Annotated in this window: 13 protein-coding genes; 3 read left to right on the top strand and 10 right to left on the bottom strand. The window is 60.5% G+C overall.

What is annotated here, in order from left to right:
- Positions 1–973 (top strand): gamma-glutamyltransferase (locus RSB01_RS12030; RefSeq protein ID WP_332625537.1); only part of this gene is annotated, 973 nt, incomplete at its 5' end.
- Between the two features lie 182 nt (positions 974–1,155).
- Here the strand turns inward: RSB01_RS12030 and dxs are convergent.
- From dxs to RSB01_RS12005, 5 genes are all read right to left on the bottom strand, one after another.
- Positions 1,156–3,039, bottom strand: a complete 1,884-nt coding sequence (dxs, locus tag RSB01_RS12025; protein WP_332590635.1) for a 1-deoxy-D-xylulose-5-phosphate synthase — start codon at positions 3,037–3,039, stop codon at positions 1,156–1,158.
- A 76-nt stretch (positions 3,040–3,115) separates the two neighbouring features.
- Positions 3,116–4,027 (bottom strand): farnesyl diphosphate synthase, encoded by a 912-nt coding sequence (locus tag RSB01_RS12020; RefSeq protein WP_332590634.1) that lies wholly within the window; start codon positions 4,025–4,027, stop codon positions 3,116–3,118.
- On the bottom strand, positions 4,024–4,380 hold the full coding sequence (locus RSB01_RS12015) for a tRNA-binding protein (RefSeq protein ID WP_332590633.1): 357 nt from the start codon (positions 4,378–4,380) through the stop codon (positions 4,024–4,026). Before RSB01_RS12015 ends, RSB01_RS12020 begins: the two co-directional genes overlap by 4 nt.
- Positions 4,380–4,637: an exodeoxyribonuclease VII small subunit gene (locus tag RSB01_RS12010; RefSeq protein ID WP_332590632.1), complete on the bottom strand. Its 258-nt coding sequence runs from the start codon at positions 4,635–4,637 to the stop codon at positions 4,380–4,382. The genes RSB01_RS12015 and RSB01_RS12010 overlap by 1 nt, the downstream gene beginning before the upstream one ends.
- Positions 4,638–4,707: 70 nt before the next feature.
- Positions 4,708–5,337, bottom strand: a complete 630-nt coding sequence (locus RSB01_RS12005; protein ID WP_332620293.1) for a histidine phosphatase family protein — start codon at positions 5,335–5,337, stop codon at positions 4,708–4,710.
- A 213-nt stretch (positions 5,338–5,550) separates the two neighbouring features.
- Here RSB01_RS12005 and RSB01_RS12000 point away from each other — a divergent pair, with 213 nt between their 5' ends.
- On the top strand, positions 5,551–6,078 hold the full coding sequence (locus RSB01_RS12000) for a GNAT family N-acetyltransferase (RefSeq protein WP_332590630.1): 528 nt from the start codon (positions 5,551–5,553) through the stop codon (positions 6,076–6,078).
- A gap of 57 nt (positions 6,079–6,135) precedes the next feature.
- Positions 6,136–7,314 carry a VWA domain-containing protein gene (locus tag RSB01_RS11995; RefSeq protein ID WP_332620729.1) on the top strand — a complete coding sequence of 393 codons (1,179 nt, stop codon included), beginning with the start codon at positions 6,136–6,138 and terminating at the stop codon, positions 7,312–7,314.
- Positions 7,315–7,376: 62 nt separating this feature from the next.
- Here the strand turns inward: RSB01_RS11995 and RSB01_RS11990 are convergent, their stop codons facing one another.
- The 5 genes from RSB01_RS11990 to RSB01_RS11970 form a co-directional block, all read right to left on the bottom strand.
- Entirely contained in the window at positions 7,377–7,553 is a 177-nt protein-coding gene (locus RSB01_RS11990; RefSeq protein WP_167176687.1) for a CsbD family protein, read from the bottom strand.
- Positions 7,554–7,633: 80 nt separating this feature from the next.
- Positions 7,634–8,095: an NUDIX domain-containing protein gene (locus tag RSB01_RS11985; RefSeq protein ID WP_332625536.1), complete on the bottom strand. Its 462-nt coding sequence runs from the start codon at positions 8,093–8,095 to the stop codon at positions 7,634–7,636.
- Between the two features lie 9 nt (positions 8,096–8,104).
- Positions 8,105–9,169, bottom strand: coding sequence for a response regulator (locus tag RSB01_RS11980; protein ID WP_332590937.1), 1,065 nt, complete (start codon positions 9,167–9,169; stop codon positions 8,105–8,107).
- Positions 9,156–9,590 carry a response regulator gene (locus RSB01_RS11975; protein WP_332590936.1) on the bottom strand — a complete coding sequence of 145 codons (435 nt, stop codon included), beginning with the start codon at positions 9,588–9,590 and terminating at the stop codon, positions 9,156–9,158. The genes RSB01_RS11980 and RSB01_RS11975 overlap by 14 nt, the downstream gene beginning before the upstream one ends.
- Before the next feature lie 11 nt (positions 9,591–9,601).
- Positions 9,602–9,852 (bottom strand): ATP-binding protein (locus RSB01_RS11970; RefSeq protein WP_332625535.1); only part of this gene is annotated, 251 nt, incomplete at its 5' end.

Raw genomic sequence — 9,852 nt, 5'->3', positions numbered from 1 at the left:
GATCGGTCGCGGCGACCTTGCTGCCCACCAGACCGAGTGGGTGGAGCCGATCAAGACCACCTATCGCGGCGTAGAGGTCTATTCATTGGGTCCAAACACCCAGGGCCTTTCGACCAACCAGATTCTGAACATCTGCGAAAACTTCGACCTGAAGGCCATGGGCTTCCAGTCCGCCGCCTCTATCCACCATCAGGCCGAGGCCAAGCGTCTGGCGTTTGAAGACCGCGCCAAATGGTTTGCCGACGAGCGGTTCAGCAAAACCCCCGTGGAATATCTGAACTCCAAGCCCTATGCGGCGCAGCGTGCCGCCCTGATCAACCCTAACCGCGTCATGGACCGCGCCTTCCCCGGCGATGCCCCTACACAAGGCGACACCACCTATTTCAGCGTGGCCGACAAGGACGGGATGATGGTCAGCTGGATCCAGTCCAACTATCGCGGCATGGGTTCGGGACTGGTGCCTGCCGATCGTCGCGGGCGCACGTTGGGCTTCATGTTCCAGAACCGTGGCGAACTGTTTGCCACCACTGACGGCCATCCCAACATCTATGCGCCGGGCAAGCGCCCGTTCCACACCATCATTCCGGGCTTTGCTTGCAAGGATGGCAAGCCGTGGATGGCTTACGGTGTCATGGGCGGCGGCATGCAGCCGCAAGGACAGGCCCAGATCATCATCAACATGGTCGATTACGGCCTCGACCCGCAAGAAGCAGGCGATGCCCCCCGCTGGCAGCACTATGGCTCCTCGGAGCCGACCGGCGAACCGCAGGAAGGCGTTGGCAAACTGCATCTGGAAAACGGCGTGCCAAGCACCACCAAGCTGCGCCTCGCCGATATGGGCTGGAGCCTCGGCCCCACCGACGGCGGCTTCGGCGGCTACCAGAACGTCATGATGCAGCAAAACCCCGACGGCCGCTGGACCTACGGTGCCGCGTCAGAGATGCGCAAAGACGGGCTGGCGCTGGCGTATTAAAGCATCTTCGTCATCCTCCGGCGCTTCGTAGACGCGACCGGGGGACCCAGCGGCACCGGAGGTGATCTTTACGACACCCGTAATGCCCGCCTGTTTCGCGCTATCGCGCGCCGCTGGGTCCCCCGATCTGCGCCGCTATGCGGCTTGTCGGAGGATGACGGCAGTTTTCGAAAATTTGAGCCTTAACCCAAAGCCTCGATCGCCTTGGCGGCGATGTGCTTGGCGTTGAGGCCAGCCTCGTCGTACATGGCCATGGGGCTGTTATGGTCCTGGAAGATGTCCGGCAGGTGCATGGTGCGGATCTTGAGGCCGCGGTCCAGAGCGCCCTTTTCGGCCAGCATTTGCAGCACGAAGGCGCCGAAGCCACCCATAGCGCCCTCTTCCACCGTGATCAGCACTTCGTGGTCCTTGGCAAGACGCAGGATCATGTCCTCGTCCAGCGGCTTGGCAAAGCGGGCATCGGCGACCGTGGTCGAGATACCGGCCTGTTCCAGCGTATCTGCGGCCTTCAGGCTTTCCTGCAGGCGGGTGCCCAGCGACAGGATGGCAACCTTGGTGCCTTCCTTGACGATGCGGCCCTTGCCGATTTGTAGCGGCTTGGCCAGTTCGGGGATTTCCACGCCCACGCCGTCACCGCGCGGATAGCGGAAGGCCGAAGGGCGGTCATCGATTTCCAGCGAGGTGGCGATCATGGCGGCCAGTTCGGCTTCGTTGGCGGCAGCCATCAGCACCATGCCCGGCAGAGCGCCCATAAAGCCGATATCGAACGATCCGGCATGGGTCGAGCCGTCAGAGCCGACCAGACCCGCACGGTCCATGGCAAAACGAACCGGCAGCGACTGGATGGCCACATCGTGGACCACCTGATCGTAACCGCGTTGCAGGAAGGTCGAATAGATGGCGCAGAACGGCTTCATGCCATCCGCAGCCATACCAGCCGCGAACGTCACAGCGTGCTGTTCGGCAATGCCCACATCATAGACGCGGTCCGGATAGGCCTGACCAAACAGATCAATGCCCGTACCCGACGGCATGGCCGCAGTAATGCCGACGATGGTCGGGTCATTGGCCGCATGTTTGATCAGCTCAGTGCCGAACACCTTGGTATAGCTGGGCGCATTCGAGATGGCCTTGGCCTGCTTGCCCGACTCCACGTCGAACTTGACCACGCCGTGATATTTGTCGGCGCTGTTCTCGGCGGGGGCATAGCCCTTGCCCTTTTGCGTCACGACGTGAACCAGAACCGGCTTGTCGGTGATCTTGAGCGCGTTCTTGAGGATCGGCACCAGATGGTTCATGTCATGGCCATCAATCGGCCCGACATAGTAGAAGCCCAGCTCCTCGAAGAAGGTGCCACCGGCAACCATGCCACGGGCATATTCCTCGGCCTTGCGGGCCGTCTCGCGGATCGGGCGCGGCATGTGGTCGACGAACTTCTTGCCAAAGTTGCGAACGCGCTGATAGGCGTCGCCCGAAACCTGCTTGGCCAGATAGGCGCTCATGGCCCCGACCGGCGGGGCAATCGACATGTCGTTGTCGTTGAGGATGACCATGAACTGGCCGTCCGTCGCCTCGATGGCGTTGTTCATCGCCTCATAGGCCATGCCCGCCGTGATCGAGCCGTCACCGATAACGGCCACAACCTTGTTGTTCTCGCCCTTCTGGTCGCGCGCCGAGGCAAAGCCCAGCCCTGCGGAAATAGAGGTCGAGGCGTGGGCCGCGCCGAACGGGTCGTATTCGCTCTCGGAACGCTTGGTAAAGCCCGACAGACCACCGCCCTGACGGATGGTGCGCATACGGTCACGGCGTCCCGTCAGGATTTTGTGCGGGTAGCACTGGTGACCCACATCCCAGATCAGGATGTCCTTGGGCGTTTCCAAAAGGTGGTGCAGCGCGACCGTCAGCTCGACCACGCCCAGACCGGCACCCAGATGCCCGCCCGTCTCCGAGACGGCATCAATGGTTTCAGCCCGCACTTCGTCCGCCAGTTGTTTCAACTGGGGAATGTCGAAATCCCGCATGTCGGCGGGGATGTTTACGGTGTCGAGCAAAGGAGTATTCGGCATAGGTTCTGAAATAGCCTTCAAAGGCTGAAACACGAAGGTCGATTATGTCTAACCCGTCACGGGACGGACAGTTCTCTTACGACCGGCGCTTAAGGACTAGATCCACGCTGGCTTTGAGGATTTCGGCATCGGCACCGAAAACATCAAGGTGTGAGCGGGCCTGATCGGCCAGATGCGCGACCCTCTGTCGCGCCGCCTCGACACCCAGCAGGGTTACGAAATTGGTTTTACCGAGAGCCGCATCCTTGCCCCCCGCAGCCTTGCCCATTTCCTCGGGCGAGCCTTCGGCATCCAGCACATCGTCAACGATCTGATAGGCCAGACCGATGTCATGGGCGAAATTAATCAGGGCATTGCGCTGGGTATCGGTTGCGCGGGCCATGATGACGGGGATTTCGAACGCATAGGCAAACAGCGCGCCGGTCTTCAGGCGCTGCATGCGTGCCACGCCGCCAAGGTCGTCGCGCACGCCCATCAGATCGATCATCTGGCCACCGGCCATACCCTGCGCGCCCGAGGCAAAGGCCAGTTGCTTGACCAGCTCGCAACGGATGGACGCATCCTCGTGGGTGTCCTCGTCGGCCAGAATATCAAAGGCCGCCGTTTGGAGGGCATCACCGGCCAGAATGGCGGTCATCTCGTCATATTCGATATGCACGGTGGGGCGGCCACGACGCATGTCGTCATCGTCCATCGCCGGCAGGTCGTCATGCACCAGCGAATAGGCATGAACGCATTCCAGCGCACAGGCCGCCCGCAACACCTGATCCTCGTCCAGATCAAACAGACGCGCCGCCTCCAGCGCAAAGAACGGGCGCAGGCGCTTGCCCGGACCCAGCGCCGCATAGCGCATGGCCTCGGTCAGACGGCTTTCAGGGCCGTCGCCACGCGGCAACAGGCGGTCCAGCGCCACCGTGACCTGATCGGCCACTTCGGCCACGCGGTCCAGCACGGCCTGTTCAGGAGAGTTTGCAGCCAAGATAGTCAATACAGTCTCCCGCCCAAGGGCAGGTCACGATCGACACCGACCAGCACCACATGGCCGTCGGCATCAGGAAAACCCAGTGTCAGAACCTCGGACATAACCGGTCCAATCTGGCGGGGCGGGAAATTCACCACCGCTGCGACCTTACGTCCAAGCAGTTCCTCTAGGGTGTAATGATGGGTGATCTGGGCCGACGAGCGTTTGACGCCGATCAGAGGCCCGAAATCGATGGCCAGCTTGTAGGCGGGCTTGCGGGCCTCGGGAAAGGCTTCGGCCACGACAATCTGTCCGATGCGGATATCGACCTTCAGAAAGTCGCCAAATCCGATCAGAGGAGCCAGCGCATCGCCCGACATCAACCGAAGTCCGCAGCCTGCACGCCCTGCGCCTGCTGGTCAGGACCGACCACGATCTTTTCGACGCGCAGTTGCGCAGCCTTCAGACGGGCCTCGCAATGGGCTTTGAGCTGGGCGCCCTGTTCATACAGGGTGATGGATTCTTCCAGCCCGGCCTGACCGGATTCCAGTCGGGACACGATACCTTCAAGGCGCTGCAAAGCGCCCTCGAAGCTGAGGTCGGCGGGGATGGTATTGGGCGAAGCTGCTTCGGTCATGGGCGCAACCTAGAGCCCGCGCGGCAAGGGTTCAATCCTTGCTTCGCTTGCCGTGACAAAGGATCAGCGTTCAGCCTTTTTCAAAGCGGCGCTGGCTCCAGTATTTAAAGCCCTGATCCAGCGTCAGACGCCATCCGCGCGCCTTCAGTTTCTGGCCGATCATATGGTTGAAATAGCCGTGGGCCAGCACCAGAACGTCCTGCCCCCGCTCTGCCCGCTCGATCAGCATCTGCGCCGCGCGATCGGCACGGTTTTCCGCCTCCGAGCGGTTTTCATGTCCATCGCGGCGGTTAAACAGATGCCACCAGATACGCGCCGTCACGCCCCATAAGCGCGGCGGCATCTTGAACCATGACGGCGTATGCGGTGGCGGCAGGGGCGCTTCGACAAAGATGGCGTCGGTGATGATATCTCGGCCGCCCGTCACCGCCTGTGCCGTTTCCTGCGCACGCCGCAAGGTCGAGACAAAGATCACATCGGCCTTGCTGGCAGTATCCACCAGTTCTTGTGGCGCGGTCTGGCCCGCCTGCAAACCGCCCAGATCATAGCGCCGCCACCAGTCGCGATAACCGTCCGATGTCAGCCAGCATTTGCGTGACAAGGCCGGTCGCCCGTGCCGTGCCAGGGTGATGGTGCCGGTTTTAGCGCCCCCGTCACGCGCTTGGGTGGAAACAGGGCTCTGTGTAGTGGAAGTCATCATATCGGGATGCAAAAGCTTTGATATCCAGCCTGTTGCGCCCCATGCCCCCTGTCTGGACCTAAACAAGTTTGCGACTTTTGTCGTATTCGACTCTCTGGTTAGCCGCCTTGAAAAATCACTGCAATCACAAGCCTGTGACAGTGAGGCCCATGTTTTCCCCATCTCGTGCTTAAGGTCTGGAGATGAAAGCCATCTGGCGCTAATCCAGCCTGCATGAACCAGATCATCATCCGTGACGCCGAAACCCGTGACCTGCCTGCCCTGTCAGAGTTCAGCTGCCGCACCTTTACGGAAACCTTTATCGACGGTTTCAAAGTGCCCTATCCGGCAGATGATTTGGCCGTGTTTTACAAGGACAGCTTTGGCGAGGCCGCGCTGGCCAAACGCCTTGCCGAGCCGAACTGTGTGTTCTGGGTGGCGGAACGCGATGGCGAGATTCTGGCCCTGTGCCATCTTGGCCCCAACGGCCTGCCCCACCCCGATGCCAAGGATGGCGAATACGAACTGCGCCGCCTCTATGTCTCCAAGGACGCCCAAGGTCTGGGCCTTGGCACCACACTGATGAAACAGGCGATGGACTGGATGCAGGAGCGCACCTCGGGTGCCCTGTGGATCGGCGTCTGGAGCGGCAACGAAAAGGCGCAAAAACTCTACAACGCCTATGGCTTCGAAAAAGTCGGCGAATACCAGTATCCTGTCGGCACATGGATGGACGACGAGTTCATCCTGCGCCGCGCATAGACGCACCCAAGGCTGCGTGGTCTATGTGGGCCACGCTTTTCATCCGGTCCCACGCCCATGCTCCTGCCCTTCTTTACAGCCCTGCGCGATGCCAAGGTGCCGGTGACGCCCAAGGAATGGCTCCATCTGATGGAGGCCATGGACCGCAATGTGGGCGAGCACAGCATCGACGATTTTTACTATCTGTCGCGTGCCGTGCTGGTGAAAGACGAGAAGCACTATGACCGTTTCGATCAGGCCTTCGGCAAGGCCTTCAAGGGCATCGAAAGCGCCGGTGCGGGCGAGGACCTGACCACCGACATTCCCGAAGACTGGCTGCAACTGCTGAACGAGAAATTCCTCTCCGAAGAGGAAAAGGCCCAGATCGAGGCCATGGGCGGTTTCGACAAGCTGATGGAGACGCTGAAACAGCGTCTGGAAGAACAGAAAGAACGCCATCAGGGCGGCAATCGCTGGATCGGTACGGGCGGCACCAGCCCGTTCGGCAATGGTGGCTATAATCCCGAGGGCGTCCGCATCGGCGGCACCGGCAAGCACGGTCGCGCCGTCAAGGTGTGGGAAAAACGCGAGTTCAAAAACCTCGACGACAGTGTCGAACTGGGCACCCGCAACATCAAGGTCGCCCTGCGCCGTCTGCGCCGCTTTGCCCGTTCCGGCGCGCCGGACGAGTTGGATATCGACGGCACTATCGACGGCACCGCCCGTCAGGGCTGGCTGGACATCCACATGCGGCCCGAGCGCCGCAATACCATCAAGGTGCTGATCCTCTTTGACATCGGCGGCTCGATGGATGGCCATATCAAGATGTGCGAGGAGCTGTTCTCGGCAGCCAAAACAGAGTTCAAGAACCTTGAATTCTACTATTTCCACAACTGCCTCTACGAGGGCGTGTGGAAGGATAACCGCCGTCGCCATAGCGAACGCATTCCGACATGGGACCTGATCCACAAATATGGCAGCGACTGGCGCGTTATCTTCATTGGCGACGCCAGTATGAGCCCCTACGAGATCACCATCCCCGGTGGCTCGGTCGAACATTTCAACGAGGAAGCGGGAGCGGTCTGGATGAAACGCGCTCGCGAGCAATGGCCCAAATCGGTGTGGCTCAATCCTGTCGGAGAGCGTCACTGGCACTATACGGCCTCGGTCACGCTGCTGCGTGAACTGATGGAGGAACGTATGTACCCCCTGACGCTGGAAGGTCTGGATCAGGCCATGCGTGTTCTGACTAAATAAGCAGAACAAAGGCCGCCCCTTACGGAGCGGCCTTTAAGAATCTGTGATGGGACCTTGAGGGCCTATTTGCCCTTGAGGGTGTCCTTAAGGCCGCCAAACGCATTCTGGGCCTTGCCCTCGATCTGGTCGGCCTTGCCTTCGGCTTTCAGCTTCTCGTCGCCCGTCAGATTGCCGATGCCTTCTTTGATCTTGCCACCGATATTCTTGGCGGCACCTTCAATGCGATCTTTATCAGCCATAAGACGTCTCCTTGAGTACGACCGCACGGGAAGTTGCGGTTATGAAGAAAACGTCCCGAGCGGAAGAGCGTTCCTGAAAATCAGGCCTGCGACACCTGCGCACGCCAACGCAACCATGCCGAAACCGCCCAAACATGGGCATCGTGACGCAGCGCCACCAAGGCCTCTTCAGGGAGCAACCAGACCAGTTGATGGTCTTCCTCGCGCTTGTTGGCAGGGGTTGAGCCGCTGATCGTCAGGCTCCAGAAACCGCAGACATTATTGAGCGCCTGACCGTCCGTGCGGACGAAATACTGGGACGCCTCGGTCAGCCGGTCCACCGGCACCACATCCAGTCCCGTTTCCTCGCCGAACTCTCGCACCAGAGCCTCGGCCTCGGTTTCCTCGCCTTCGACGGCACCGCCGGGAAGATCGAAATAGGCCCCTTTGTCGCGGCGGATATGCACGCACGCAATACGCCCGTCGCGCTCGGCAATGCCGAACACAGCAGCGCGATGACGATACTCCAGCCCCGCGCGGGCATTACCGAATTGTAGCTTCATAGGACGCTTTTACAGGTCCAAAGGTGATTTGCGAACGCCTTGGGCCGTGAAAACCAGATGCGCACGCGTGCCTTGCGATGAACTGTCGAAATGGATCTTCGATCCCAGATCCGTCGCCATTGCCGCCAGTATCTGGCCGCCCAGTCCCGTGCCCTTCGGGTTGGCGTCGCCCATCCCCACACCGTCATCCTCGACGCTGAGCCGCACCGAAGCACTTCCGTCATGGCCCAACAGCACGCGGATTTCCCCGCCTGCCCCCGGCAGATAGGCATATTTGACGGCATTGGTGACCAGTTCGGCCACGATCACCCCGACCGCCACAGCCTGATCGGTGGAGACCCAGACCGGATCGGCCCGCAAGATTGTGCTCGGCCCCTTGTCCGCCGCCATCGAGAAGGACAGCTCGTCCACCAGCCCTTGCAAATAACCGTCCAGTGCCACGCCCGTCACATCACCCGAGGTGTAGAGAAGGCGATGGACCTGCGACACGGCCTCGATGCGCGCCTGCACACGATCCAGCGCGTCGCGCGCGGCCACATCGGTCAGTTGACGCCGTTGCAGGTGGATAAAGCTGGTCACCAGTTGCAGCGAGTTACCGACACGGTGGTTGACCTCGCGCAGCAAGGCTTCGGCACGGTCGCGCTCTCGCAGCACCTCGGCCTGCACGCGCTCGGCCGCCAGCGACAGACGGCGGCGCTCCAGCGCATCCTCGACCGCGCGCAGCAACAGGTGCGGGAAGTCTTCAGTCGCATCCTTGATGACATAGTCAGCAGCCCCCGTGCGCAGAGCCGCAACCGCGATACGGCTGTCTTGCGCGCCGGTCACATAGACGACGGGTGGTGCATTCTCGATGGCCAGAATTTCCGGCAGCACATCCAGCCCGTCACGCCCCGGCATATGGTGGTCCAGCGCACAAACATCATAGGTGTGCGTGGACAAAAGCCCCAGACCCGTATCGCCGTCGATAGCCAGATCAACCTTGTGACCGGCCCGCTCGAGCTGTTTCTGGATCAGGCGGCCAAGGCCCGGATCATCATCAATATAAAGCAGGCGAAACAGTTTAGGACTCTGCACTGATTATGGGGGCCTGCATCACAGACAGGAACAGGCCCAATTGGCGGATGGCCTGAGCAAAGGCTTCATAGTCCACCGGCTTGGTAATGTAGACATTGCAGCCCAGATCATAGCAGTGCTGTATTTCGGCGCGATCATCCGTCGTGGTCAAGACCACAACCGGAGCGCGTCGTAAAACCTCGTCACTTTTGACTTTTGCCAGAATGTCCACGCCGGACATATCGGGCAGGTTCAGGTCCAGAAGGATCAGGATCGACCCGTTCTGTTGCCCGCCGTCTCCCAACAGATAGGCCAGGCCCGCCTCGCCACTGTCAAAGTGAACGATATCGTTGGAAATATTGGCACGGCGGATATTTTTCTCGATCAATCGCGCATGGCCGTGATCGTCCTCGATCATCACGATTTTCACGGAATTACTCATCAATCCTATCCTCAGACTACACGTACGGGCTGGTGCTGTGGCAGATGGACAAGGAAGGTCGTTCCCTTGCCCAGATCGGACCTGACAGTGATCTGGCCACCCAGGCGGCGCACACTGCTGCGGACAAAGGCCAGACCCAGACCTTCACCCGGACGGTCCTGACGCCCCGAGCGGCGGAACAGCTCGAAAATCCGTTCATGGTCCTTGGGCGCAATGCCGCGTCCATTATCCGTGATCTCGAATTCCACCATATTACCGTCCA

Source organism: Brevundimonas sp., from assembly GCF_036659295.1.
Lineage (GTDB): Bacteria > Pseudomonadota > Alphaproteobacteria > Caulobacterales > Caulobacteraceae > Brevundimonas.
This window is presented reverse-complemented; position numbering and strand designations above follow the sequence as displayed.

Excerpts from the sequence above, each read along its gene's own strand:
- dxs (WP_332590635.1), bottom strand. The coding sequence starts at position 3,039 with ATGCCGAATACTCCTTTGCTCGACACCGTAAACATCCCCGCCGACATG.
- RSB01_RS12015 (WP_332590633.1), bottom strand. The coding sequence starts at position 4,380 with ATGTCGGGCGATGCGCTGGCTCCTCTGATCGGATTTGGCGACTTTCTG.
- RSB01_RS12010 (WP_332590632.1), bottom strand. The coding sequence starts at position 4,637 with ATGACCGAAGCAGCTTCGCCCAATACCATCCCCGCCGACCTCAGCTTC.
- RSB01_RS12005 (WP_332620293.1), bottom strand. The coding sequence starts at position 5,337 with ATGATGACTTCCACTACACAGAGCCCTGTTTCCACCCAAGCGCGTGAC.
- RSB01_RS12000 (WP_332590630.1), top strand. The coding sequence starts at position 5,551 with ATGAACCAGATCATCATCCGTGACGCCGAAACCCGTGACCTGCCTGCC.
- RSB01_RS11995 (WP_332620729.1), top strand. The coding sequence starts at position 6,136 with ATGCTCCTGCCCTTCTTTACAGCCCTGCGCGATGCCAAGGTGCCGGTG.
- RSB01_RS11990 (WP_167176687.1), bottom strand. The coding sequence starts at position 7,553 with ATGGCTGATAAAGATCGCATTGAAGGTGCCGCCAAGAATATCGGTGGC.
- RSB01_RS11985 (WP_332625536.1), bottom strand. The coding sequence starts at position 8,095 with ATGAAGCTACAATTCGGTAATGCCCGCGCGGGGCTGGAGTATCGTCAT.
- RSB01_RS11975 (WP_332590936.1), bottom strand. The coding sequence starts at position 9,590 with ATGAGTAATTCCGTGAAAATCGTGATGATCGAGGACGATCACGGCCAT.